Origin of the sequence: Photorhabdus sp. HUG-39 (assembly GCF_963878365.1) — a bacterium.
Classification (GTDB): Bacteria; Pseudomonadota; Gammaproteobacteria; order Enterobacterales; family Enterobacteriaceae; genus Photorhabdus; species Photorhabdus kayaii.
The window spans coordinates 25,852-52,645 of the sequence record NZ_CAWNWY010000034.1 but is presented as its reverse complement, the minus strand read 5'-3'; the positions used below and the strand labels follow the sequence as shown (position 1 = coordinate 52,645).

General features: G+C 41.6%; 24 protein-coding genes. 13 read left to right on the top strand and 11 right to left on the bottom strand.

The window, feature by feature from the left end; all coding sequences use genetic code 11:
* Window positions 1-2: 2 nt before the first annotated feature.
* From AAC155_RS19080 to aspA, 3 genes are all read right to left on the bottom strand, one after another.
* Entirely contained in the window at window positions 3-1,730 is a 1,728-nt protein-coding gene (locus AAC155_RS19080) for a protein-disulfide reductase DsbD (RefSeq protein WP_113043739.1), read from the bottom strand.
* A gap of 192 nt (window positions 1,731-1,922) precedes the next feature.
* Window positions 1,923-3,224 carry an anaerobic C4-dicarboxylate transporter gene (locus AAC155_RS19075; protein WP_113043738.1) on the bottom strand — a complete coding sequence of 434 codons (1,302 nt, stop codon included), beginning with the start codon at window positions 3,222-3,224 and terminating at the stop codon, window positions 1,923-1,925.
* 140 nt (window positions 3,225-3,364) lie between these two features.
* On the bottom strand, window positions 3,365-4,789 hold the full coding sequence (gene aspA, locus AAC155_RS19070) for an aspartate ammonia-lyase (RefSeq protein ID WP_113043737.1): 1,425 nt from the start codon (window positions 4,787-4,789) through the stop codon (window positions 3,365-3,367).
* Between the two features lie 377 nt (window positions 4,790-5,166).
* Here aspA and AAC155_RS19065 point away from each other — a divergent pair, with 377 nt between their 5' ends.
* The 6 genes from AAC155_RS19065 to AAC155_RS19040 all read left to right on the top strand — a co-directional run bounded on the left by AAC155_RS19065 (window position 5,167) and on the right by AAC155_RS19040 (window position 10,642).
* The gene (locus tag AAC155_RS19065; protein WP_011148252.1) at window positions 5,167-5,655 is read left to right on the top strand and encodes an FxsA family protein; all 489 of its coding nucleotides are present in this window, start codon (window positions 5,167-5,169) and stop codon (window positions 5,653-5,655) included.
* A gap of 197 nt (window positions 5,656-5,852) precedes the next feature.
* Entirely contained in the window at window positions 5,853-6,146 is a 294-nt protein-coding gene (locus tag AAC155_RS19060) for a co-chaperone GroES (RefSeq protein ID WP_036809429.1), read from the top strand.
* Between the two features lie 49 nt (window positions 6,147-6,195).
* Window positions 6,196-7,842 (top strand): chaperonin GroEL, encoded by a 1,647-nt coding sequence (groL, locus tag AAC155_RS19055; RefSeq protein ID WP_113043736.1) that lies wholly within the window; start codon window positions 6,196-6,198, stop codon window positions 7,840-7,842.
* Between the two features lie 675 nt (window positions 7,843-8,517).
* On the top strand, window positions 8,518-9,399 hold the full coding sequence (locus AAC155_RS19050; RefSeq protein WP_228900959.1) for a LysR family transcriptional regulator: 882 nt from the start codon (window positions 8,518-8,520) through the stop codon (window positions 9,397-9,399).
* 139 nt (window positions 9,400-9,538) lie between these two features.
* Entirely contained in the window at window positions 9,539-9,736 is a 198-nt protein-coding gene (locus AAC155_RS19045; RefSeq protein WP_146748124.1) for a hypothetical protein, read from the top strand.
* Between the two features lie 561 nt (window positions 9,737-10,297).
* Complete coding sequence (locus tag AAC155_RS19040) at window positions 10,298-10,642, top strand: DUF4156 domain-containing protein (RefSeq protein WP_011148248.1); 345 nt, start codon at window positions 10,298-10,300, stop codon at window positions 10,640-10,642.
* A 58-nt stretch (window positions 10,643-10,700) separates the two neighbouring features.
* Here AAC155_RS19040 and epmB read toward each other — a convergent pair whose 3' ends face one another.
* Complete coding sequence (epmB, locus tag AAC155_RS19035) at window positions 10,701-11,729, bottom strand: EF-P beta-lysylation protein EpmB (protein ID WP_113043734.1); 1,029 nt, start codon at window positions 11,727-11,729, stop codon at window positions 10,701-10,703.
* A gap of 37 nt (window positions 11,730-11,766) precedes the next feature.
* Between epmB and efp the strand changes: the two genes are divergently transcribed.
* The gene (gene efp / locus AAC155_RS19030) at window positions 11,767-12,333 is read left to right on the top strand and encodes an elongation factor P (protein WP_036776062.1); all 567 of its coding nucleotides are present in this window, start codon (window positions 11,767-11,769) and stop codon (window positions 12,331-12,333) included.
* Window positions 12,334-12,568: 235 nt separating this feature from the next.
* Window positions 12,569-12,883, top strand: coding sequence for a quaternary ammonium compound efflux SMR transporter SugE (gene sugE / locus AAC155_RS19025; RefSeq protein ID WP_112895611.1), 315 nt, complete (start codon window positions 12,569-12,571; stop codon window positions 12,881-12,883).
* A 155-nt stretch (window positions 12,884-13,038) separates the two neighbouring features.
* On the opposite strand, the gene frdD is transcribed toward sugE, so the two are convergent.
* Genes frdD through frdA form a run of 4 tightly spaced genes read right to left on the bottom strand, consistent with a single transcriptional unit; the run spans window position 13,039 to window position 16,341 of the window.
* Complete coding sequence (gene frdD, locus AAC155_RS19020; RefSeq protein ID WP_113043733.1) at window positions 13,039-13,392, bottom strand: fumarate reductase subunit FrdD; 354 nt, start codon at window positions 13,390-13,392, stop codon at window positions 13,039-13,041.
* A 16-nt stretch (window positions 13,393-13,408) separates the two neighbouring features.
* Window positions 13,409-13,801, bottom strand: coding sequence for a fumarate reductase subunit FrdC (gene frdC, locus AAC155_RS19015; RefSeq protein ID WP_113043732.1), 393 nt, complete (start codon window positions 13,799-13,801; stop codon window positions 13,409-13,411).
* Between the two features lie 16 nt (window positions 13,802-13,817).
* Window positions 13,818-14,552: a succinate dehydrogenase/fumarate reductase iron-sulfur subunit gene (locus AAC155_RS19010; protein ID WP_113043731.1), complete on the bottom strand. Its 735-nt coding sequence runs from the start codon at window positions 14,550-14,552 to the stop codon at window positions 13,818-13,820.
* Window positions 14,545-16,341 (bottom strand): fumarate reductase (quinol) flavoprotein subunit, encoded by a 1,797-nt coding sequence (gene frdA, locus AAC155_RS19005; protein ID WP_113043730.1) that lies wholly within the window; start codon window positions 16,339-16,341, stop codon window positions 14,545-14,547. The genes AAC155_RS19010 and frdA overlap by 8 nt, the downstream gene beginning before the upstream one ends.
* A gap of 1,297 nt (window positions 16,342-17,638) precedes the next feature.
* Here frdA and AAC155_RS19000 point away from each other — a divergent pair.
* Both AAC155_RS19000 and epmA read left to right on the top strand, forming a co-directional pair.
* Window positions 17,639-18,052 carry a fascin domain-containing protein gene (locus AAC155_RS19000; RefSeq protein WP_113043729.1) on the top strand — a complete coding sequence of 138 codons (414 nt, stop codon included), beginning with the start codon at window positions 17,639-17,641 and terminating at the stop codon, window positions 18,050-18,052.
* 264 nt (window positions 18,053-18,316) lie between these two features.
* Entirely contained in the window at window positions 18,317-19,294 is a 978-nt protein-coding gene (epmA, locus tag AAC155_RS18995; RefSeq protein WP_113043728.1) for an elongation factor P--(R)-beta-lysine ligase, read from the top strand.
* A 43-nt stretch (window positions 19,295-19,337) separates the two neighbouring features.
* On the opposite strand, the gene glpQ is transcribed toward epmA, so the two are convergent.
* A complete protein-coding gene (glpQ, locus tag AAC155_RS18990) occupies window positions 19,338-20,414 on the bottom strand; it encodes a glycerophosphodiester phosphodiesterase (RefSeq protein ID WP_113043727.1) in 1,077 nt (358 codons plus the stop codon).
* Between the two features lie 179 nt (window positions 20,415-20,593).
* Window positions 20,594-21,946 (bottom strand): glycerol-3-phosphate transporter, encoded by a 1,353-nt coding sequence (glpT, locus tag AAC155_RS18985; protein WP_113043726.1) that lies wholly within the window; start codon window positions 21,944-21,946, stop codon window positions 20,594-20,596.
* A gap of 622 nt (window positions 21,947-22,568) precedes the next feature.
* Here glpT and AAC155_RS18980 point away from each other — a divergent pair.
* The 3 genes from AAC155_RS18980 (at window position 22,569) to AAC155_RS18970 (ending at window position 25,166) form a co-directional block, all read left to right on the top strand.
* Window positions 22,569-23,000 (top strand): DUF29 domain-containing protein, encoded by a 432-nt coding sequence (locus AAC155_RS18980; protein ID WP_113043725.1) that lies wholly within the window; start codon window positions 22,569-22,571, stop codon window positions 22,998-23,000.
* Between the two features lie 457 nt (window positions 23,001-23,457).
* Window positions 23,458-24,588 (top strand): hypothetical protein, encoded by a 1,131-nt coding sequence (locus AAC155_RS18975; RefSeq protein WP_229015680.1) that lies wholly within the window; start codon window positions 23,458-23,460, stop codon window positions 24,586-24,588.
* A 77-nt stretch (window positions 24,589-24,665) separates the two neighbouring features.
* Window positions 24,666-25,166: a tetratricopeptide repeat protein gene (locus tag AAC155_RS18970; protein WP_229015681.1), complete on the top strand. Its 501-nt coding sequence runs from the start codon at window positions 24,666-24,668 to the stop codon at window positions 25,164-25,166.
* 193 nt (window positions 25,167-25,359) lie between these two features.
* Here the strand turns inward: AAC155_RS18970 and AAC155_RS18965 are convergent, their stop codons facing one another.
* Entirely contained in the window at window positions 25,360-26,460 is a 1,101-nt protein-coding gene (locus AAC155_RS18965) for a glycerol dehydrogenase (protein WP_113043722.1), read from the bottom strand.
* Window positions 26,461-26,794 lie beyond the last annotated feature (334 nt).

The window sequence follows — 26,794 nt, the reverse complement described above, 5'->3', positions numbered from 1 at the left end:
AATCATTTTGGCAGATGTTGCAAATGCTCATTAAAGCGGGTTGCATCCATAAAACCATTTACCCGTGAATCGGGGATCTCTTTCCCCTGAGAATCAAAAAACAAAATAGTCGGCAATCCCCGAACGCTAAGTTTTTCTAAAAGCTGCTTCTGTTGCGGGCTGTTGTTCGTGACATTGGCCTGTAACAGTAAGGTATCACCTAGTTGTGACTGAACTTGTGGATCGCTGAAAGTATATTTTTCAAATTCTTTACAAGCGGTGCACCAGTCAGCATAGAAATCAAGCATAACGGTTTTACGGCTGTTTTGTGTCATTATCTGTTCTAATTCCTGCCAATTATTTATCTGGCGGAAATTTAGGCTGTGTTGCGGCTGTTGTGTAACCGTTGTGCCCCAAAACCAATCCTGTAATGGGCGGGTAGCTATCAGCATCAGAATTAACAATATCAGTTGTATGACTCGTACCCAACCGTTTTGGCTTCTAATCGTCAGAACAAATCCCCATCCCAGGAAACTGACTGCCAGTAGGCTCCATAATCGTATTCCCCATGCATCACCGATAACCCTTTCCAGCAGGAAAACGGGTAGCGCAAGAATAATGAAGCCAAAAGCTTCTTTAACATACTGCATCCAAGGCCCACTGCGTGGCAGGAGTTTGTGACCAAATAGGGTGACAGCAATGAGCGGTAATCCCATTCCCAAAGCGTAAAGATAAAGGGTTAGGCCACCTGCCACGGTATTACCACTTTGAGCAATGTAGAGCAGAATCGCACTTAAAGGCGCTGTAGTACAAGGAGAGCAAATTAATCCCGCTAACGCACCCATAGCGAATACACCGAAAAGTGAACCGTTTTTTTGCTGGTTACTCCAGTTGACTAAGCGCGTCTGAACAGCGGAAGGCAGTTGCAGAGAATAGAGGCCGAACATCGACAGTGCCAGCAGAATAAACAATACTGATAAGCCGATCAGTACATACGGATGTTGCAGTGCGGCCTGAAATTGTAGACCGGCAGCCGCTACAATCAATCCAAGTAGCGTATAGGTGACTGCCATGCCTTGAACATAGCTTAGCGCTAACCAAAATATCTGTCTCAGGCTTTTAGGGCGTTGGTTACCAAGAATAATGCTGGAAATCAATGGATACATCGGTAGTACACAAGGTGTAAAGGCGATACCGATGCCAATCAAAATTGCCCAGAGTGGTGAGAATGGTAAATGTTGTTGGTCATTCGATGCACTTTCTGGCGTTTTGTGAACAGGTTCAGCAGGTATGGCGTCAGTTGTTTTTGATGGAATAACTGCACTCAATGGAACAAGGCGGGTTTCTGGTGGATAGCAATATCCTGCGGCGGCACAGCCTTGATAAGTGACAACGATATTAGAATTGTTGTTCGCCTTTGTAACAGGAACATTGACGATGAGTTGTTGGAAATAAACTTCAGTTTCACCAAAGAATTCATCTCGATGAGCTGTACCTTGTGGCAACGTGATTTTACGTAGTGTGGCCTGTTGCGGCTCAATATGAAGTTGTTTGCGATAAAGGTAATAACCCGGTTTGATCTGCCAGTCTAACGTCAATTTGTCGTTTTTTTGCTGAAAATCAAACATGAATGCCTGATCTACTGGCAAATATGGGTTTTGCCCCGGCTGTTCAAACAGCGCATTTGCTGCCGTTGGGGTAAGGAGGGGGCTGCAAAGCAGCAAAAATAGCATCAGAGTACGTTTAATCATAAAGATAATGATCGCTAATCGAATGAAACAGATTCAGCACTATAACCGAAGGCGGCCAGACCAGAAAGTGTTCTGGTTAAGATTAAGACAGCTATTGAAGGTTTTCAGAGAAAATATATCGCTTGGCAGAAGAGAGTATGCAGGGGCGGTATGATATACGCCCCTATATTAAGTGGTTATTGGCAGGCAGAATTAAAGGATCATACTGCCGAATAGGAAACCGAAGGCAACAGCTAGAGCAACCCCAATGGTGCCAGGGATAAAGAATGGATGATTAAATACAAAACGGCCGATACGGGTCGTACCGGTGTCATCCATTTGAACTGCGGCAACCAAGGTTGGATAAGTAGGTAGAATAAACAACCCAGAAACTGCGGAGAAAGAGGCAATGGCAGTCAATGGAGTGACGTTCAGAGCCAAAGCCATCGGCATCAACGCTTTTGCGGTGGCTGCCTGAGAATAGAGTAGGGCGGAACAGAAGAAGAAAATAATCGCTAGCAACCAAGGTTGAGAGTGGATTAAGTCTCCAGCGGTGCCTTTAATCCAATCCATGTTCGCCTGTACAAAAGTATCTCCTAGCCATGCAACACCTAGAATACAGATACATGCGCTCATACCCGCTTTAAAGGTACTGGAGTTCAGAATGGCGTCAGTATCAACTGAACAGAACATCGTCGTGATAGTTGCGACACTCAGCATAATGATCAGGATGGCGTGAGTGGTGTTCATCAGGGGTTCTTCAACCAGACCGATGCTTGGGCTATTGAAGATAGCATAAATAACAACACTGATAACACCGGACAGGAATAACAGAACGGAAGTTTTAGCCCTTGGTTTAATCTCAATTTGTTTGCTGCCACGCAGAGTTATCAGGTTATCTTCCAAGCGCTTTAAGTAAACAGGGTCATCAGACAACTTGGAATTAAACGCCCAGGAGATGATAAAAGACATCAGAACGATAGCGGCGAAAGTGGATGGTAATAGCACCATTAACAGATGGATATAGCTAACGCCGTGGCCTTCCATCAGAGAAGACATATAAACAACCGCCGCGGAAATTGGTGAGGCGGTGATGCCAATTTGGGCCGCTACAACCGCAGTGGAAAGTGGACGGCATGGCTTAATGCCTTGCTCTTTCGCAACTTCAGTAATAACAGGTAGCGCTGACAGAGAGATGTTACCTGTACCTGCAAACAGTGTCAGGAAATAGGTAACGATAGGTGCGAGTATCGTGATGTATTTTGGATTTTTACGCAGCAGTTTCTCAGTTTGCTGAACCAGATAATCCAGACCTCCGGCAACCTGCATTGCAGAGATAGCGGCGATAACGGCCATAATGATGGAAATAACATCAAATGGGATATGCCCTGGTTTAACGCCAATTACAGCCAGCACCAGAACGCCAAGACCACCGGCAAATCCAATGCCAATTCCCCCTAATCTTGCACCCAGGAAGATGGCCAGCAGAACGATAATCAATTCTACGGCTAACATAATAGTGACTCCTTGAAATAATTAAAAATTTGAAAATTTTAGGTTAATACTTTGTGCATGTAGGGAAGTAAAAAGGCACGCTATCCAGTTGGAGTTGCGTGCCTTGTTGCTAAGAGCTATTTTTTATTATATTCAACAACTTAATCGTCAAAACGTTTTGCCTTGTAAGATGGGCATTTTAGGTTCTCTACAGAGAAGATGTCATCCAATTGAGTTTCGGTCAGTAGACCTCGTTCCAGCACAACTTCACGAACACTTTTACCGGTTTCAGCACAAATTTTACCAACAATGTCACCATTGTGGTGACCGATGAATGGGTTCAGATATGTCACGATACCGATCGAGTTGAATACGAAATTTTCGCAAACTTCTTTGTTAGCCGTGATGCCATTAACGCATTTTTCTACCAGGTTGCGGCAAGCGTTGCTTAGCAGGGAGATAGATTCAAACATGGCCTGACCGATAGCAGGTTCCATTACATTGAGCTGTAACTGGCCTGCTTCGGATGCCATAGTAACACAAATATCGTTACCAATAACTTTGAAGCAAACCTGATTCACAACTTCTGGAATAACTGGGTTCACTTTTGCCGGCATAATAGAAGAGCCTGCCTGTAATTCTGGTAGGTTGATTTCATTCAGGCCAGCACGAGGGCCAGAAGAAAGTAAACGCAGGTCGTTGCAGATTTTAGACAGTTTGACAGCCAAGCGCTTCAGAGCACCGTGGACCATAACATAAGCCCCACAGTCAGAGGTGGCTTCAATCAGGTCTTCGGCTGGTACGCAAGGTAAACCTGAAACTTCCGCCAGTTTTTCAACCGCCAATTTCTGATAACCGGGTGCTGTATTCAAGCCGGTACCGATAGCAGTAGCACCAAGGTTAACTTCCAGCAATAATTCAGAGGTTCGGTTGAGGTTTTTAACTTCTTCTTTCAACAGGATAGAGAATGCGTTGAATTCCTGCCCCAGTGTCATGGGAACAGCATCCTGTAATTGGGTACGACCCATTTTTAGGATATCATTAAATTCTTTGGCTTTTTTATCGAAACCTACAATTAACAGTTCAATAGACTCGATCAGTTTCAGGATGGAGTTATAAACTGAAATGCGGAAGCCAGTTGGGTAGGCGTCGTTAGTTGACTGGCTTTTATTCAGATGGTCATTGGGATTCAGGTACTCATATTCGCCTTTTTTATGGCCTAACAGTTCCAGACCAATGTTTGCCAGAACCTCATTGGTATTCATGTTGAGTGAAGTACCGGCACCGCCTTGAAACACATCGATCGGAAATTGATCCATGCATCTACCGGTATAGAGCACTTCGTCACATGCTTTGATGATGATGTCTGCAATTTTTTTAGGAATAGTTTGTAGCTCTTTGTTAGCTAAGGCTGCGGCTTTTTTTACCATCACCATGCCACGGATGAATTCGGGTACATCATTAATGGTGTTGTTACTGATATGGAAGTTTTCAATCGCACGTAAGGTGTGAATACCATAATAGGCTTCAGCAGGGACTTCTCGTTTACCTAACAGGTCTTCTTCGATACGAATGTTGTTTGACATGAGAACCTTCTTATTAGATGACGTTTTTACTGTCTAATTATGCGTTCATTAAATCATTATGTTGCCAACTGCAATAGTTATGATATGAACTTTTTATCACCGGATTGCCAGCGTGATCATATGCTGGTTAGCAATAAATGCATTGAATCTGGATCACTTTATAGTGGTATTTGTTTGGTCTGATTTGATATATGTGATATTTATCACAATTTTGTATCTAATTAGAAGGATTTTCAGCGGATTGAAAACGATAGCTGTGACCCCAATTATATCTTTAATAAACTGAAAAAATATTAATTTGGTTGTCCCTTGGATTTTGTTGATATGATTTATTCAGGATACAACCTGTTCATCCAAATCAATTGAAGGAGCACCAAGTGCGTTGGTTGCCATTTATCCTGATATTTTTGCTTGTCTATATCGAGTCAGCCTTATTTGTGCGTGTTGCCTCTGAACTAGGTGTACTGTTGACTCTGTTACTGGTGTTGTTTACTTCTTGTATCGGTATCTCTTTGGTACGCAGTCAGGGCATAAAGAATTTTATTCAGATCCAGCAGAAGCTGATTAATGGGGAGAGTCCGGCTGCGGAAATGATAAAAAGCGTCTCTCTTTTACTGGCGGGTTTCCTGTTACTCCTCCCCGGTTTTTTTACGGATTTTCTTGGATTGTTGTTGTTATTGCCACCGGTTCAAAAAACATTAGTGATGAAACTGATGCCACATATCAATTTCTATCGTCCTCATAATAGTGGTGGGTTTAGACGGGATAGTAATACTTTTGAGGGGGAATACGAGCGTAAGCAGGATGACCCCTCCCGAACGTTGAAAGACCATAAACCCGATGACGACGAGCATAAGCCTCATTGATAAGCGGTCATTTTCTGAATGTTTGGTTTAATCATCGGTTTTTTTCTGTGGGCAAGAAAAAAGTAAAATATTTTTTTGCCTGCCCTTGAAGTATCATAAATAGGTCCCCATTTAATTTATTATGATACTGGTTTAATGAAAGCGTACTGGTATCAATCCTCTTACCTGATATGGACTTTCTTATAGGAGAGCTATCAATGAATATTCGTCCATTGCATGATCGTGTAATCGTCAAGCGTAAAGAAGTTGAATCAAAATCTGCTGGCGGTATTGTGCTGACTGGCACTGCTGCGGGTAAATCCACTCGTGGCGAAGTTTTGGCTGTGGGCAATGGCCGCATCCTTGAAAACGGTGATGTAAAAGCACTGTGTGTGAAAGTTGGAGATATCGTTATTTTTAACGATGGTTACGGTGTTAAATCAGAGAAGATCGATAACGAAGAAGTGTTGATCATGTCTGAAAGCGACATTCTGGCAATTGTTGAAGCGTAATTGTTGCGCTTAGATCTTCTTAACTGAACGAATTTAAAGGAAAGAAACAATGGCAGCTAAAGACGTAAAATTTGGTAGCGACGCTCGCGTTAAGATGCTACGTGGTGTGAATATTCTTGCTGATGCAGTAAAAGTAACCCTTGGCCCTAAAGGCCGTAACGTTGTGCTGGATAAATCTTTCGGTGCTCCTACAATCACCAAAGACGGTGTTACCGTCGCTCGTGAAATTGAACTGGAAGACAAGTTCGAAAACATGGGTGCTCAGATGGTGAAAGAAGTTGCCTCTAAAGCGAATGATGCTGCGGGCGACGGTACAACGACTGCAACTGTATTGGCCCAGTCTATTGTTACTGAAGGTCTGAAAGCCGTAGCCGCTGGCATGAACCCAATGGATCTGAAACGTGGCATCGATAAAGCCGTAGTTGCAGCAGTGGCAGAGCTGAAAAAGCTATCCGTACCTTGCTCAGATTCCACCTCTATTGCTCAGGTAGGTACTATCTCCGCGAATTCCGACGAAACTGTGGGTAAATTGATCGCGGAAGCGATGGATAGAGTTGGTAAAGAAGGTGTAATCACCGTTGAAGAAGGTACTGGCCTGGAAGACGAGCTGGATGTCGTTGAAGGTATGCAGTTCGACCGTGGTTACCTCTCTCCTTATTTTATCAACAAACCAGAAAACGGTTCTGTTGAATTAGAAAACCCATATATTCTTCTGGTAGATAAAAAAATCTCCAACATCCGTGAACTGTTACCCGTTCTGGAAGGTGTAGCTAAGGCAAGCAAGCCTTTGCTGATTGTTGCTGAAGATGTTGAAGGTGAAGCACTGGCAACTCTGGTTGTTAATACCATGCGTGGCATCGTCAAAGTTGCTGCGGTTAAAGCGCCTGGCTTCGGTGACCGCCGTAAAGCTATGCTGCAAGATATCGCTGTCTTGACTAACGGTAATGTTATTTCTGAAGAGATTGGCTTGGAGTTGGAAAAAGCAACTCTGGAAGATCTGGGTCAGGCAAAACGTATCGTTATCAACAAAGATACCACCACCATCATTGATGGCGTTGGTGAAGAAGTTGCAATTACAGGCCGTGTTAATCAGATCAATCAGCAGATCAAAGAGTCCACTTCTGATTATGACCGTGAAAAACTGCAAGAGCGCCTAGCTAAACTGGCTGGTGGTGTTGCTGTTATCAAAGTTGGTGCTGCAACAGAAGTTGAAATGAAAGAAAAACGCGCTCGCGTTGACGATGCTTTGCATGCAACTCGCGCAGCAGTAGAAGAAGGCGTAGTCGCTGGTGGTGGTGTTGCACTGGTTCGCGTTGCAGCGGCTATTGCTGGTCTGAAAGGCGATAACGAAGATCAAAACGTAGGTATCCGTGTTGCAATGCGTGCGATGGAAGCTCCTTTACGTCAGATCGTTGATAACTCAGGTGAAGAGCCATCTGTTATCGCAAACAGCGTGAAAGCAGGTGAAGGCAACTACGGTTATAACGCAACGACTGAACAGTATGGCGATATGATCGCAATGGGTATTTTGGATCCAACCAAAGTGACCCGTTCTGCACTGCAATTTGCAGCATCTATCGCTGGTCTGATGATCACCACTGAATGTATGATCACTGATCTGCCTAAAGATGATAAAGCTGATTTAGGTGCAGCAGGCGGTATGGGTGGCATGGGCGGTATGGGCGGCATGATGTAATAGCCGCGTAGGTCGCTAGCCGAGCGGGTTACGTCCATAGTGGTCATCGATTAATAGTGGTCACCGGATTAATAGTGGCCATCGATTAATATCGTGGTGAATATTCCCACCCCGCTAAAATAGCATTTAAAAAAATCCGATATCCGGGCTGAGGTTCAAGCCTGGATATCGGTCTCCGGGTCTGATTTCAGATAGGGGTGAAAGCCTGTATTTCCGTAATATTCATGAAAAATGTACGTTGAAGTGATGTTGCCTCCAATATTGTGATGAAACGGCATCGTGTTTACCAAGTGATAAGTCTACTAGGATAGCTGAAGTGCTTTCCCGTCAACTTTATTTTTGCTGATGTTCCAATGAACGATACAAGAGACTGTTCTTGCTAAACGTTCTCTTCTTCTGTTTCCTTCTGTAGTGCTGCTATACCCGTGGTTAAAATTTGTTCAACTCTGCTCCTGCTCCATGTGAAACTATGGCTTTACAAAGTGATTGTTCTCTTCATTAGCTTAAAAAGCGTAAGTAAGTGATAAAGATGATTTGGCATAGGGGAAATTCTTAAGGAAAAAAATATTTCCTTAAACTTAGAAAAAATGAGTTTATTAGACTAAAATTCATTTATTCATAGGACTTTGGAAAATAATTCAAATATCTATGCACAAATTTAATCGATCTACCGAAATGGCTGTATTCGTTCAGGTCATTGAGTCGGAGAGTCTCTCTGCCGCTGCTCGCAAGCTCGACATGACGCCATCAGCAGTCAGTAAGCTTATTAATCGGCTTGAGATGCGACTTGGTGTACGGCTGTTGAATAGAACGACACGTAAACTTCAATTAACGGCTGAGGGTTCTGTTTTCTATGAACGTAGTGTCAGAATTTTGGAGGACATCATAGCCGCAGAACAAGAAGCAAATCAGGGAACCGCGCTACGTGGACGGATACGTGTGAATTGTCATGTTGCGTTTGGAAAACATTGCTTGATGCCTTTACTACCGGATTTCCTGCAACGCTACCCAGAGATCACTCTCGATATCTCATTATGTGACTTGATAGTGGATTTACTTGATGATCGTAGCGATGTGGCGATTCGTACCGGTCCTCTGGACGATTCATGCTTCATGGTACGCAAGTTGGGGGCAAGTCGAATGGTTGTGGTGGGATCTCCTTCGTACCTTGACAGGATGGGGATACCCTCTATGCCTAGCGATCTGGGGCGCTACAATCGACTTGGTTTTGGCTTTACCCGTCATATGAAAGCTTGGCCTTTCATCGATTCGGAAGAGTGTGGGCAACAATTGCCTTCAGGGAACTTGCTACTTGGTGATGGAGAAACCATGCGTAAAGCTGCAATAGCAGGACTTGGCTTAGCACGATTAGCTCGTTTCCATGTGGATGCTGATATTCGGAACGGTTTGTTGCTACCTGTACTTGAGAACTATAATCCTGGCGATAAGGAAGAAATATATGCAGTTTTTGTCGGCCAAGGTAGGCAACTCCCATCACGGATACGGGTATTTCTGGACTATCTGACAGAGCGTATTCACATTGGTGATGGATGGTGATAGTCGGAAAATATGATGCCACGAAAATGTTTGATGGCCCATTATCGTGGTATCAATGGAGGTATTTCTATCCAAATGGGGCACAGTTTTTTGCATCCATGTTAAAAAAGTATCATTATTTACACACAACAAAATCCACATGAAATTCATATATACCCTATGGATTTCAAGATGGATCGCGACGGCAAGGGAGCGAATCCCCGGGAGCATAGATAACGATGTGACCGGGGTGAGTGAGTGCAGCCAACAAAGAGGCAGCTTGAAAGATAACGGGTATAAGTATAATTTCTTAATCCTATTAATATGTGGAATTTTTATGGGATATAACGTCAGATAATTGCTCAATAAAGAATTGTCGTGAGATATTATCAAATCAAAACTGTCGATAGATATTTTAATAGTATTTTGAGTGAGATGGTTTAAGTTTAATATCATTCGCAACATGGGAATTGAATTTATCAGATAGAAAAATAAATATAAATATGCCAACGGGAAATATATGTCAGATGATTATTATAAGTTTATTCAAGATCTTGCTGTAAGGAGGTTAATGAATTAGTTAAATATTTACATTATGACTTTTAGTATTGCATATAATAATATTTTTAGTGCTCTATCTGGTAGTCAATATCATGGATAAAAGGCTTTTTTGATAAATAATTTATGTATTGATTAATGAGTGATGTTTTTTGAAGATAAAGCATTTATCAAACTTATTCATATTATTTATTCGATTATTTTTCTCTGTTTTCTTACTGCATTCACCTTGGCATAAAATATTTTTGACCTAAACATTTTACTGAAGGATGACTTTATAAATTATTTTTTGCGACATTGGTGTACAACAAGGTATATTGATGACTAATTGTCGAATTTCCAACAATGGGTGAGGAAAAACATGCGAATTAAAGTTTTGCTCAGTGCTTCAGTATTGTTACTATTGGCAGGGTGTACAACTACTAACCAATTAACTTCTGGTGGTTCACAGGTTCGATTTGTTGATACTAAGCCAGGTAGCGAGTGCCAGTTATTAGGTGAAGTAACAGGTACTCAAAGCAATTGGATGACTGGTGTAAGTAATGAAAGCAGCTCAATGCGTGGGGCAGCCAATGATTTACGCAATAAAGCCGCAGTCATGGGGGGAAATGTGATTTATGGCGTCACCAGTCCGAGTGAAAGTCTGTTATCGAGCTTTGCGCCACTGGACAGTAAAATGATTGGTCAAGTTTATAAATGCCAGTAATGGCATTCAGAATTTGAATGATATGCCCGGCTGAAAAGTATCCGGGCATGAATTTTTGTTAGTTTTGTCTTAATCCCAAATCAAGAGGTGTCTTACTCGGTTCTCCGCCGATTTCCCTTGCGAGACGTGGTACTAAATAACCTGAAATTTTTGTCAGCAATTCCCGGATAAGCGCCTTGGCTTCTTCATCACTGACCATAAAATGAGAGGCTCCTTGTACTTTATCCAGCACGTGAATGTAGTAAGGTAGGATACCTACATCGAACAGAGCATTGCTCAGGTCAGCCAGAGTATCAGAATGATTATTGATACCGCGTAACAGCACACTTTGATTTAGTAACGTAATACCTGCTTGTTTCAGCAACATCATACTGTTCTGTAAGGATTGGTCGATCTCATTAGCATGATTGATATGTGTCACCATGATCACCTGTAATCTCGATTGTGCCAGTCGATCGCAAAGCGTTGTTGTGATCCGGGCAGGAATAACCACAGGCAGACGAGTATGAATACGCAGTCGTTTAATATGAGAAATCTTTTCCAGATTGCTGATTAACCAGTCAAGTTCGTGATCTTTTGCCATTAAAGGATCGCCGCCGGAGAAGATAATCTCATCAAGTTCAGGATGTTGCTGAATATAATCTAACGCTTGTTGCCAATTGCGTTTATTACCTTTGTTATCTTCGTATGGGAAATGACGTCGGAAGCAATAACGGCAGTTAACTGCACATCCTCCTTTAACCAGCAACAGTGCGCGATTACGGTATTTATGTAATAGACCGGGGACAGCACTGCGCTGTTCATCCAGAGGATCGGTAGAAAAACCCGGCGTAAGCGTGAATTCTTCGGGTGTCGTTATGACCTGAAGTAACAGCGGATCATTAGGATCGCTTACTTGCATACGCGCAACAAAAGCCTTGGGTACCCGTAGTGGAAACAGGCGACGTGCGCCGCTCCCCTTGGTCAAGTTCGGGTGTTTATCTAAAGATAATAATTGTAATAATTCATCAGGATCGGTAATAACATCTGTAAGTTGTTTCAACCAGTCTTCTCTGATGATGATCTTTGGGGTTATAATGTGCGCCATTTTTTGGCTAAGCCATTTTGTTTAAAAGAGGATCTCCATGGCTACTTATAGTACCAATGAATTCCGTTCAGGTCTTAAAATCATGTTAGATGGTGAGCCGTGCGCTATTCTTGAAAGTGAATTCGTGAAGCCGGGTAAAGGTCAGGCGTTTGCCCGTGTTCGTATTCGTAAGCTGATTTCCGGTAAACTGCTGGAAAAGACCTTCAAATCTACTGACTCTGTAGAATCTGCTGACGTGATGGATATGAACCTGACTTACCTATATAACGATGGTGAGTTTTGGCACTTTATGAATAACGAAACCTTCGAACAGTTAGCGGCTGATGAAAAAGCAGTTGGCGATAATGCGAAATGGTTAGTAGAACAAGCTGAGTGTATCCTGACGCTGTGGAATGGTCAGCCTATCTCTGTGACTCCACCAAACTTTGTTGAATTAGAAATTACTGATACTGATCCAGGTCTAAAAGGTGATACCGCAGGTACGGGTGGTAAACCAGCAACCTTGAGCACAGGTGCTGTAGTTAAAGTACCTCTGTTCGTTCAAATTGGTGAAGTGATTAAAGTGGATACCCGTTCTGGTGAATACGTTTCTCGCGTAAAATAATTACCGACGGTATTTGATAAAAGCCGCAGTTCTGGAAGCAGGCTGTGGTTTTCTTTATTGGTGATTATACAGAGGGCATAGCTATTTATGTCTTTTGAGCTCACAATATTGTGTTATTGATATTGCCATTTTACACAACTATAATTTATCACTGTTTCTAATGGTTATCCGGGACGACCTGGATATACTGCCGTTTTCTGGAGACGACTCCACAACACTATTATGGGGCGTTGATATGTCCTGGTTTGTTCTTGTTATTGCTGGTTTATTTGAAGTCGTCTGGGCGGTTGGCCTGAAATATACTCATGGTTTCACCCGGTTGATACCGAGCCTTATTACAGCCGGTGCTGTGGCGCTCAGTATGGGATTGCTTGCTTATGCAATGAAAGGCTTACCAATAGGTACAGCTTATGCGGTGTGGACTGGAATAGGTGCAGTGGGTACCGCTATTTTTGGCATTATAGTGTTTGGTGAATCTGCAAGTTTTGCCAGGATTTTAAGTTTTGCTCTGATTATCGCCGGTATTATCGGTCTGAAATTGTCCAGTTAATAGTGAACTGCACTCCAAAGGTTTCACATTTTGGCAGTGCAGCTTCTATATGGGATATTCTTTATCAAGAAATACCGACTTTTTGTCGTAGCTTCATGCCTCTTATCCAGATGCCGCTGCATTGCAGAAATAGTGTTCAGCTCGCTGCTATTCGACTACAGAGTAAAAACGCCGATGATAGCGACAACACTCAGAATCGCTGCCAGGCCGTAGAAAATCCATTTACTCGCAGGGATATGAATTTTCAGGTCATGCATACCGTGGTGGATACGGTGTGAACCGCACCATAGTGGTAGAATAATCATCAGTAATAGGAACGTACGACCAATAAGGCTCTGACAGAAAGCTAGAATTCGTGTGTAGCTTAACGCTTCCGGTGCTACTCCCAATGGTAAAAGGATGGCTACTAGTAAAATAATGGCTGGAGCCACAATTGCGCCCCACATACCACCAGCACCAAATAATCCCCAAAAAATCGGTTCATCGGAACGTTTAGGTATTTGATTCATTAGATCCTCCTTGAGGTTAAAGTAAGGCTATACCTAAGATAATCGTGGTGACGATAATAGTGACGGCCCATAGCAGTTTGATTACTGGCCCAGGTCCCATCTTTTCGCCTTTTATCACGACGTTAGCTGCTTTCGGCGCTAGCTCAAACCAGGTTTTAGTATGCAGCAGAGCACCTAGCAGAGTAATGATATTAATCAGCAGGATGACGGGATTTTGCAGGAACGTGACAAATTCATCCCAGCTTTGGGTGCCGCCTTTTAGAGCGAATAGACCGTATATCAGTAAGATACTGAACCACATAGTCGTAACTGCGGTACTTTCACGCAGGATATAGAAGCGGTAAAAGCCCAGTTTCTGCCACCAGTTGGGAGTCATGCTGCGGATATAAGGTTTGCGTTTAGTCGTCATTGCTTTCTTTCTCCCCCTATTGTGGTTTTAGCATGGCGATCATGAAGTCTTTCGCGCTTTCGATCTTGCCTTGTTGGATAGCCGCTGCTGGATCGACATGTTTCGGACAGACCTCAGAACAGTAACCAACGAATGTACAGCTCCATACCCCATTCTGGCTATTAAGTTGGGGCATACGCTTTTTCTTACCGTGGTCGCGGTTGTCGAGGTTGTAACGGTGAGCTAGCGTGATCGCCGCCGGGCCGATAAATTCAGGGTTCAGACCAAACTGAGGGCAAGCGGCATAACATAAGCCACAGTTGATACAGCCGGAAAATTGATGATATTTTGCCATCTGTGCTGGAGTTTGAATATTTGGGCCTTCAGAAGGTCTACGGTCATTCCCAATGATGTATGGTTTGATGGCTTCCAGGCTTTCAATGAAGTGGGTCATATCAACTACCAGGTCACGTTCAATAGGGAAATTAGCCAGCGCTTCAACTTTCATTCCTTGAGGATAATCACGCAAGAAGGTTTTACAGGCCAGTTTCGGCACACGGTTAACCATCATGCCGCAAGAACCACAGATAGCCATACGGCAAGACCAGCGGTAAGAGAGATCGGGAGCGAGATTGTCTTTAATGTAACCTAGGGCATCGAGTAGAGAAGTCTGCTCATCATAAGGAATCTCATAGGTGATAAAATGGGGTTTATGGTCACTTTCCGGGTTATAGCGCATGACCTCCATTTTCAGGGTGTTCATATCAACCATTCTCCTGCTCCTTATACTTTTTCTCTTGTGCCGCGGCTTCACCGCCATATACACGTTTTGCGGGTATGGATTTGGTGATTTTCACATCACTGTATTCTAGGCGAGGAACACTCTCAGGGTTATAGAAAGCGAGCGTATGTTTTAGGAAGTTTTCATCATCACGTTCGGTACAACCTTCATCCAGGCGTTGATGAGCGCCACGGGATTCTTTACGGTTTATCGCAGAGTGAATCATACATTCAGCCACATCCAGGCTAAAGCCAAGCTCAATGGTGTACAGTAGATCAGTGTTGAACACATTGGTGTTATCGGTAATTTTCACCCTTTTGAAGCGATCTTTTAGTTCAGCAATCTTATCGATCGTTTTTAGCATGAGTTCAGGGGTGCGATAGATACCGCAGCCTTCTTCCATCGAGATACCCATTTCATCACGGATCTTCGACCAACTTTCCGTCCCTTTTTGTTTCAGTAAGTTGTTCAAACGTGCGACTACATCACGTGCCTGGGCATCCAATGTGCGGTCATTAACGGGTTTGGTTTGTTGAACATGTTTTACTGCTTCTTCACCAGCCAGACGGCCAAAGACCACCAATTCAGCCAGAGAATTGGAACCAAGGCGGTTTGCACCATGCAGGCCAACGGAAGAACATTCACCAACAGCGAACAGCCCTTTAATGCGGGTTTCACATTTCTGGTCAGTTTCGATACCACCCATAGTGTAATGTGCAGTAGGCCGGACCGGAATGGGCTCTTTAACTGGATCAACACCAACATATGCCTTTGCCAATTCACAGATGAAGGGGAGGCGTTCAAGTAATTTTTTCTCCCCCAAATGGCGTAGATCCAGATAAACCACATTGCCACGTGGAGTTGAGATAGTACGACCGGCCCGCCATTCATGCCAAAAAGCCTGAGAAACTTTGTCACGGGGACCTAGTTCCATATATTTGTTTTCAGGTTTGCCTAATGGCGTTTCGGGGCCGAGGCCATAATCTTGTAAATAGCGGTAGCCATCTTTGTTGACCAGAATTCCACCTTCACCACGACAACCTTCTGTCATTAGGATACCGGAACCCGGCAGGCCGGTTGGATGATACTGAACAAATTCCATATCACGCAGTGGTACGCCGTGACGGAATGCTATACCCATGCCATCACCGGTCACGATACCGCCGTTGGTATTGTAACGATATACACGGCCTGCGCCACCAGTTGCCATAATAACGGCATTAGCCCTGATCTGAATTTTGGTACCTTCCATCATATTCAGCGCAACTAGGCCACGCACCTGTCCTTCATCTACCAGAATATCGAGGACAAAATGCTCATCAAAGCGTTGAATTTGAGGATACTTAAGGGAGGTTTGGAATAGTGTATGTAACATGTGGAAGCCAGTTTTATCCGCAGCGAACCAGGTGCGCTCTATCTTCATACCACCAAAGCGACGCACGTTGACGGAACCATCTTCTTTACGGCTCCACGGACAGCCCCACTGTTCTAGTTGGATCATTTCTGTCGGGCAATTTTCGACGAAATATTCAACAACATCTTGCTCGCATAACCAGTCACCACCGGATACGGTATCGTTGAAATGGAAGTCGTAGGAGTCGTGAGCTTGGGTGACTGCTGCTGATCCACCTTCCGCTGCCACAGTGTGGCTACGCATTGGGTAAACTTTTGAGATCAGAGCAATCTTCATCTGAGGATTAGCCTCAGCGGCGGCAATTGCGGCACGTAGACCTGCGCCTCCGGCTCCGATAATCGCGAGATCGGCATTAAAGATTTGCACTGTGCTTCTCCATTGTTTAAGTGAAATTAATTAGTAAGCAAAATCGTCGTAACTTTCCTAAATGTTGTTATTTTTCATATACAACATTCTGTAGGTAAAATCCGGTGTTTTAACGATCAAGGGAAGCTGTTTATTACTGTTTGTATTGAATTAAGTATAACGGGTTCTAAGTGAGATAAATTTGATATGAAAGGGTATTTTGTCGGATTTGATCACTAAAACTTGATCTAAGACAGGAATTAGTAACTTTAATTTATCATTGACCGACAGAGCTATTACCTAGAGGGGAATCACTTGTGGAGCTGATTATCAAAGCCATACAATATGAATTTGGCTTGCTTGGTATTTTTTTTGTCGATATTAGAAATTATTTAAATGCAACGAGATTTAAAATTTTTATTTTACTTTGGTAATGTTGCAGTTAATAATTTTAAATGGATTTTTATTTTATTTATAGTTTATGGTTTTATAATTTAAATGTGAAAGTTATTCGTGTTTAATGAATATTATAATTAAGTCTTAAATAATTATATTACTTAAAATAAACACCAAAATATATTTTGGTGTTTAATAATCGTATTGCTTGTATATACCGAATGAACTTCAAGATGCTTGAGCTGTCAGATATAAAAACATTTAAATTCAACAACATAATTGTTTTTCAAACATGCACTTTGAAGTATCTTGAGTATAAACCGGATAAATACGACCTAGATATATATTGCCAGTTTAAAGTTATAAAACTGTAATTAGACAATTGTGATCTTTGCTGACATCATATTATGGTGGTCAATTTTACCTGACCACTATTTTTACTATTAAAATAGGATTAGTCACTTAATACACCAGATAAAATATTAATTATATTTAATAATAATTTGATTAATAATGTATTTTTAGTATGACTGGTCATATTATAATTATCATCTTAAATTATTTTTCAGTTTCTTTATAATATCTTACTTTTAATCTAAATATGATAATTGCTTCTGGTCATTTAATAATTATAAGTGATAATTGGCAATGTCATCCATAATAAAGAGAGAATACATTTTATTGTTTAACGGTAGTAGTATATATTCAACAAGGGAGTTTTATTTCTATGGGCATAGAGAGTCGATATGAGGTTTAAATGGTATTCTATAATTAATTATACCCTATGGATTTCAAGATGCATCGCGGCGGCAAGGGAGTGAATCCCCGGGAGCATAGATAACGATGTGACCGGGGTGAGTGAGTGCAGCCAACAAAGAGGCAACTTGAAAGATGACGGGTATATATTTAAACGGAGAGTATGATGGCATTATCAGAGCATACTATCGCATTGATGGCAGATAATGGACTTTATTTGAGTCGATTCAGTCAAGGAAAGATTAATTATATTCAGGCTGGAAGATATACACTTGGTACTTCTTCCCGATATGTAGTGACGCTATTTGATGCTTATACGATAGCACTTCGGGCAGACAATGGGCTCTATTTGAGTCGGGTTGTTCGGCCTGGTGGTAATTATATTGAAGCGGCGGCATTGAATGTTGATGCTTCTTCTACGTTTACTGTAGAAGATGTTGACGATAATGTAATAGCGCTAAAGGCAGATAATGGAAAATATCTGACTAGGCTTAGTATAAAAGGTATTAATTATATTAAGCCTGATAAAACCAATATAGACGGATTTTGCCACTTTAGATTGATAACTCTGTTAGAGTAAATAGTGATTTTGTCTGGTATTGGCTTTGTTGTGATATATACCCTATGGATTTCAAGATGGATCGCGACGGCAAGGGAGTGAATCCCCGGGAGCATAGATAACGATGTGACCGGGGTGAGCGAGTGCAGCCAACAAAGAGGCAACTTGAAAGATAACGAGTATAAGACAAGCTAAGTTGTTCCGGGATGATCAGGCGGTAATAATTTGTCTGATATGTGTGATGCAGGTAGACTGCACGTTTTGTTTTATTTTGGAGTCATTTACATGAGCGAAACAGCAAACTGGCAGCCAAGTGCACCTATCGCCAACTTGTTGAAACGAGCGACTATTTTAGCAGGAATACGGCGCTTTTTCGCAGATCGTGGGGTATTGGAAGTTGAAACACCTGCGATAGGTCAGTTTACAGTGACTGATATCCAATTGTTTTCTTTTCAGACGGAGTTTGTTGGTCCAGGTGCCGCAGATGGTATGACTCTTTATCTGATGACAAGTCCGGAATATCACATGAAACGCTTACTGGCAGCAGGAAGTGGCCCTATTTATCAGCTCGGTCGCTGTTTCCGTAATGAAGAGGCGGGTCGTTATCATAATCCTGAATTTACCATGTTGGAATGGTATCGGCCTCACTATGATATGTATCGTTTGATGAATGAAGTTGATGATTTACTTCAACAAATCCTTGACTGTGAAAGTGCAGAATCACTCTCTTATCAACAAGCTTTCCTGCGTTATCTGGATATTGATCCGCTATCAGCAGAGAAAGAAAAGCTGCGTGAAATCGCCGCCAAGCTGGATCTGAGTAATATTGCTGATATAGAAGAGGATCGGGATACTTTATTACAACTTTTGTTTGCTGTTGGTGTTGAACCGCACATTGGTACTGAAAAACCAACTTTTATCTACCATTTTCCGGCTTCTCAGGCTTCTTTGGCGGAAATCAGCAAAGAAGATCATCGAGTTGCAGAGCGTTTTGAAGTCTATTTTAAAGGCGTTGAATTGGCAAATGGCTTCCGTGAGCTGACTGATGGCAATGAGCAGTGCCAGCGTTTTGAACGGGATAACCGTAAACGTGCAGCGTTGGGTTTACCTGTTCGACCAATTGATGAAAACCTGATTGGCGCCCTGAAACAAGGAATGCCTGAGTGTGCAGGTGTGGCGATTGGTGTCGATCGTTTGGTGATGTTGGCTTTGGGGGCTGAAAAGCTCAGTGATGTTATGGCCTTTTCGATAAGTAAGGCGTAATTATTAAGCAACAGGGCGCTGATTAAGGCACCCTGTTTGCATCTTATTTATGTTGATGCTGTTTTTGCAGGAATTTCACACCCAAGTCAGGAAAATCGGTGAATACACCGTCTACGCCCGCTTGGTTATACATAATATCGAACAGTTGATCGCCGCTGGTGGCGTATTTAGGCAGTTGATCAACTCGAATCGTGTATGGATGGACTTCCAGATTGTTGGTGTGAGCTTCTTTTACCAGACTAGTTAGCTTAATATTGGTTGGTGTGGAATACTCCGCCACAATCATATGATAATCAGGGCCGATGCCATCAGCGTATTGTGCCACTTCTCTCATCGCACCGGGTTTGAACATCCAGTCATAGCTGTAATTTGTCCATTTGCCGTCTGATTGTTTTTCATAAGTTTCATTCCAATCGGTGTAGGCGATAAGTTGAATCAGTTTCAGATCCATGCCTAACTTAGGTTCCAATTCGTTTTTGATGCGTTTGAGTTCGTTGGTATCAAAACATTGCAGATAAATTTTGTCGCTTTTCTTGGTGTAACCATACGCTTTTAGCACGGCTAGTACCTTAGTAGAAATATCTTTTCCCTCTTGTTGGTGGAACCACGGTGCTTTGATTTCAGGATAAATACCGATGTTTTTGCCGGTAGATTTGTTTAATCCTTGAACAAATTCAATCTCTTCCTGAAAAGTGTGGATTCGGAAATCAGATTTCCACATTGGGAAACGATTGGTGTAGCTTTGTATCTGTTGATTATTTTTAATATCGAAGCTTTCCGTGAATTTTAGTGACTTGATTTCGGACAAGGTGAAGTCAATGGCATAGTAGCGTCCATCTTGGCGAGCACGGCTAGGGAATTTATTGGCAACGTCAGTTACACGATCAAGGTAATGGTCATGTAAGATTATCAGTTCATCATCTTTAGTCATGACCAGATCTTGTTCCAGATAATCAGCACCTTCGGCATAAGCCATCGCTTTAGCCGGCAGAGTGTGTTCAGGTAAGTATCCACTTGCGCCCCGATGGGCGATAACAATCTTATCTGCTGCTTGCGTGATGCCTGACATTGATGAAGTTAAAATGATACCCATTATCATTGTTTTAATTGGAGTTTGCATGTGTGTTTCCCCGTTTTAGCGATGAGATAAAATCTATCTCATTAAACTGTGAGTTTGGTTGTGTTAATAACACGTACTGACATAATCTCTTAATTGAGAGGCTAAAAAAAGCCACAGCATATATAATGCTGTGGCTTAATTAATATTATCAGTGATATATCACAGTTTAATGACAGAGGTTAGCCATGTTGTTGGGCGATTTCTTGTTTATGTTTTTTTTCGGTAATCGTAACGATTAGCAATAGAATAACGGACAAGATACTACCGCCAATCATTACCATAAAGCCGCTGTCCCAACCGAAAAAGTCAACGGTGTAGCCGATGATAGCACTTGCAGCAACAGAGCCGCCTAAGTAACCAAATAAGCCAGTGAAGCCGGCGGCTGTGCCAGCGGCTTTCTTTGGTGCCAGCTCAAGGGCATGTAAACCAGTCAGCATCACTGGGCCGTAGATAAGGAAGCCAATAATCAACATGCAAGCCATATCTACAGTGGGGTTACCTGGTGGGTTCAACCAGAATACGATAGTTGCGACAGTGACCAGTGTCATAAAGAACACACCGGTTGCACCACGGTTACCTTTAAATATTTTGTCTGACATCCAACCACATAGTAGCGTGCCTGGGATACCGGCATATTCGTACAGGAAATAAGCCCATGAAGATTTATCCAGTGCGAAATGCTTGGCTTCACGTAGATAGGTTGGTGACCAGTCAAGAATACCGTAACGTAGCAGATAAACAAATACGTTAGCCATAGCAACCATCCACAGCAGTTTGTTCGGTAACACGTACTGCATGAAAATCTGTTTAGCTGTCAACTCATTTTCATTTTTATCTGTATAATCAGAAGGATAGTCGTTTTTATACTCTTCGATTGGTGGCAAACCACAGGATTGCGGTGTATCACGTATCAGGGCAAATACAATCAATGCAAGGAGAATGGCGGCGAAAGCTGGCATGTAAAGTGCTGCTTTCCAGTCATTGAACCACGCCATGCCCAACAGGAATAGCAATGGTGGTAAACCACCACCCACATTGTGTGAGCAGTTCCAGATAGAAACGATACCGCCACGTTCTTTCTGTGACCACCAGTGCACCATGGTACGTCCACAAGGAGGCCAACCCATACCCTGGAACCAACCACATAAGAACAGTAGTACGAACATGATAGTGATACTGGACGTTGCCCAGGGTACGAAACCCATAAACAGCATAACAATAGCCGCGAGGATCAGACCCGCAGGTAAGAAGACTCGTGGGTTAGAACGGTCGGATACGGAGCCCATGATGAATTTGGAGATGCCGTATGCGATAGAGATCCCTGAGAGTGCGAAACCGAGCTCACCTTTGGAAAAACCTTGCTCAACCAGATAAGGCATTGCAAGTGCAAAGTTTTTCCTTACCAGATAGTAAGCCGCGTAACCAAAGAAGATCCCCATAAAAATTTGCCAACGTAAGCGACGATAGACTGGATCTATCTGTTCTGTTGACAGTCGGGACCTATGAGGTGCCGGCTTGAAAATACTTAACATATTTTGCCTCCGATGGCATTTTTGGTTTTATAAACAGCTTGCCGGTTGACTAATGCCACCGGATGGGAAAATGAAAGGTTTTGTAAGTGGTTATTTTCCATAACGAAAATGATGATAGTCGAAATCACTCAACCTAGTCTGTGAAACAACACTCAGTTGTTAAAGTTGTTTTGCCCTAGCGGTAATTCTGAGTGATTTGTTAACTTTTTGAAATGTGCTTTACCAATGAAATTGTGACCATTGTCACAATAACGAGCTTTACTTAATTGTTGGTGAGCGTTTTTGGTTCGTTTTTGTTCTTTATCAAACAAAAACCACAGTTTTCATACATCTTCTATTTGTTATTCTATATGTATCCTTCTAGACGAAGGGATCTTCTCAATTTATACCCGTCATCTTTCAAGTTGCCTCTTTGTTGGCTGCGCTCACTCACCCCGGTCTCATAGTTATCTATGCTCCCGGGGATTCGCTCCCTTGCCGTCGCGATGCATCTTGAAATCCATAGGGTATATGGTGAATGGGCTGTTAATCGATTTTAACGATAAACACACTGTTTTGACGGTATGCCAATAATCTGCCAGACTCATAATTTGTACAGTTGTATATACCCAGTGGAGGAACCATGACGACACGTTATGACAGCGACTTTTATGGTTGGACGCAGGAGCAGGCAGGTTTGCTTCGTTCCGGTGATTTGAGCCAGTTGGACAGGGAAAACCTTTCGGAGGAAATAGAAAGTATGGGAAATAGCCAAAGAAATGAGCTGGAATCTCGTCTTGAGGTACTGTTTCTTCACCTCCTAAAATGGCAATTCCAATCTGAACGGCAAGGTCGGAGCTGGAAGCTTACGATTGAAGAGCAGAGAAGAAAAATAGCCCGTCGTCTTAAAAAAAATCCCAGCTTAAAGTCAGAACTTAGTGAAATTTTCTCTGATGCTTATGGTGATGCCATTATTGCAGCGGAGAGGGAAACTAATATTAGGCGTAGTGTATTTCCTGAAACTTGCCCTTGGACATTTGAGCAAATAATGGATGAAAATTTTTGGCCTGAATAGACTCGATAAATTTGTTTTTTAACGCACTGATTTTGAACAGTGCGTTTTCTCGTTGCTCAACAACTCGGGTGATTGATTCTCACTTCATTGCAAGCAGTATTAACAGAAATTACTTTTTTCGGTGGATACTCATTGGATTAGCCAAGATTATCCTTTTTCATTTTAATGACCTTTGTCGTATCAATAATTACAGAAAAATTCATTGTGATCGCTGTGGCTATACTCAAGGCAACAGTAGGAGCCAAAATAGTAACGGAAGGAAAATGCTAATAGTTTTAATTTCTTATCGAAAAATATAATAATAAAGATAAAATATTAGCAAATTATTAATTTGATTTTTTTATATAAATTTATAAAATTTCGGTAGTGATATTGATAATTATTTCTATTTGCAGTAAATTGTATTTTCTTTAATTTATCAAAGATAATCATGGAAGTTTTCAATAAGGAAATAACTATGCCAAGTAAAGACTATGGGTTAGTTGATAAAGTTTTTAACGAAAATTTTAAAGGAATGCATGTAGAAACAATAACAGTAAAAATAGCGCCTTCAGGTACTAAATATGCTAATGCGTCAGGAGACGTTAGCAAATCTACTTTTGGACATGTATGGGTTGAATTTCAGGGTGAATCAATCGGATGGGGCTTGGGTGATAATAAGCAAGTAGGAGGAGTTGAGAACATAACTTTTAGAGATTCAATTGCATACGATAAATCAAAAGTTTCCAGTGTTACATATCCAATATATTCAGAAAGTGTGGTTCATAATATGAGAAATTACATTTCTGATTTAAAAAATGGAAATTTCTATGATTTTAAGCCGAATTATAACCTCCTTACTAATAACTGTATAGATTTTGTAAACTCAATTCTTCGAGTTTCACATTATGATAATGATAAACATGGTATAGATTTCATTCAGGAATTACGAGGAATGAGTCCAAATGCCGTATTAGATAATCTTGAAGAAATTGTTGAAGATCAGAAAAGTATAGAAACACCACTTATTATTGATTTAACTGGCGATGGTATTATTACCATAGCGGAAAATGGTTCTATACATTTTGATCATGATAATGATGGTATTGTTGAAAGTTCAGGATGGATAGAAGCCAATAATGCATTTCTGGTATGGGATAAAAATGGAGATGGAAAAATAAATAACGGAAATGAGTTGTTCGGGAATAATTCTATATTAAAAAATGGAATCAAATCAGCAAATGGGTTTGCTGCATTAGCAGATCTTGACGATAATTTTGATGGTATTTTTGATCAAAATGATAGTCTATGGAATTCATTAGAGTTATGGATTGATGCCAATAAAGATGGTATAACTGATAATGGAGAATTGTATAAATTAAGTGAATCAGGAATCTTTGCTATAAATCTTACCTATAAAGAAAATGGATTCAAGGATATCAATGGTAACATTCATGGATTGGAAAGCTCAGTGCTCTGGAATAATGGGAATACGACTAAGATAGTGGATGTGTTTTTTACTGTGGATAAAAACATACCGATGGAGTCACTAAATTCAAATGTTGACATAATAGGGATAAATGATACTTTTAGCGAGATTATATTATGAGTAATTTTTTTGTAAAAAATAAGAAATATTTTCTCTACTCAGTGTTCTTTTTTTCTTTTATTGTTCAGAGTTCAGACATGAACATACAAGATATCCCATCGATTGTCTTTAATCATTCAGATGATTTTTTATCAGAATTCTCTATTCCAATGCCTAAAAATGAAAATGAATATTATGCGTTAATAAAGAAAGCAAATAATGGGAATGTAGATGCAAACTGGATGCTCGCTGTAATACAACAAACAGAAGGTTATCGTCAAGAAGCCAGTGAAAGATATAAGTTATCTATATCAAGAAATGATAAATATAAGTTAAGATCTATGGTTAATTTGGGGTTTATTTTCGAGGATGAAAATAAATACTCAGATGCGAGAGAACTTTTCGAATTGGCTGGAAAAAGTGGATATTTTGAGGGCTATCGCACTATTGGAACAAATTATTTAAATGGGATTGGTGTAAATCAAGATTTTAATAAGGCAAAAGAGTATTTTAATAAAGGAAGCCAAATTGGGTGTCATGAATGCACATTTCTTATTAATAATTGGAGTGATGTTATTAAATTGAAAAAATCAGAATAGTAAATTTATATTTTGGGATAACCTGCTAGTACTTAAGTGAGATCTTTTCAGGAAGAAAAATTTGGGAAGGCAGAATTCTTAATATGGCGGCAGGTTCCGTTTGATGAACGAGACTTCATTAAAACAAATAATTGGATAAAAATCAGTGCCTTGCCAACAATTTGAGCGGGCAATTTGCCCGCTCTTGTCAAACTTAATACAGCCAGTCGCGTCCCATCCGGTCAGCAGCCATAATAGCGGCGTACACTTTTTCCGGTGTCACTTCAAAAGGCATGTTGTGAATGGTTTCGTCCTCGGCACAACTTGCTTTTGCCACTGCCATCACTTTTTCTTTCAGTTTTTCACCATCTTTTACTCCAAGTTGATCCAGAGTAACCGGTAGTCCCATCTGTACACAGAAATCAAGGAAAGTGTCCAATTCTTCATTTGGGCTATTTTCCAGTATTAGTTGAACTAATACCCCGAAGGCGACTTTTTCGCCGTGGTACATGTGGTGGCATTCTTCCAATACGGTAAAGCCATTGTGTACGGAATGAGCGGCGGCTACACCCGTATTTTCAAAGCTCAGGCCGCTTAAGTAAGTAATAGCTTCGATGACATTTTCCACCGCAGGTGTACTGACGTCTGTTTCAACAGCCAATTTTGCTTTATAGCCTTCTTCTAACAAAGTTTCGTAACAGAGATGAGCGAGGGCTATTGTGGTACGGGATATCGCACCATCTGTCATTCGAGGTTTATGGCCGACTCCATAAATGCGGGTTTCGAAGTAAGTTGCCAGCGCATCGCCAATTCCGGCAATGAAAAAACGGGTTGGGGCTTTAGCGATAATGTTGGTATCGATTAGGACAATATCTGGGTTTGTTGGGAGAAACAGATAGTCTTCATATTTGCCATCATCGCTGTAAATAACAGAGAGAGCACTGGTTGGGGCGTTAGTGGAAGCGATAGTGGGAGCAATCAGAACCGGCAATCTGGATTCGTAAGCGACCGCTTTTGCGGTATCTTGTACTTTGCCGCCACCGATACCAATAACGGCTTGGCATTCATGTTGTTTAAGAATGTCAGACAGGCGTTTAATCTCATTCCAACTACATTCGCCGCCAAACACTTCAAAATGACGAGTGATTTCATGCTGTTCCAGGCTGCTATGAACAGTATCTCCCACCAATTTCATCGCGGAGTTACCGATGATAACCAAAACGTGGTCGGCGATAGTTTTTGTGTATTTACCAATATGGAGCAGGGCATCAGGTCCCTGAATATATTTGGATGGGGATTGAATAATTTTCAGCATAAGAATATTCCTTTTGTGGAAACTCAATGTCTGTTTGTCGCATCAATTTTCCTAATGAACAAGGAGCAAAATGTGACAGACTGGTAAACTATCTTCGGATGAAAAAAGTACTTAAATTACTTCACAGACTAACACCATCTATAAAAATTAATGGTTGGTTATGGATAAATAAAGTTGTTATGCCCATTTTGTCGTGGGAAATGTGTGTTTTTTTGATCTATACCCGGATCTCTGTACTGGAACAGGCCCTTTTTCTTCATAGCTGCGTTTGGGGAAGCTAGTGGGTTGGACAGGTAAAAAGCGGACAGAGTGGCAGGTATTGCTTTACCGATCT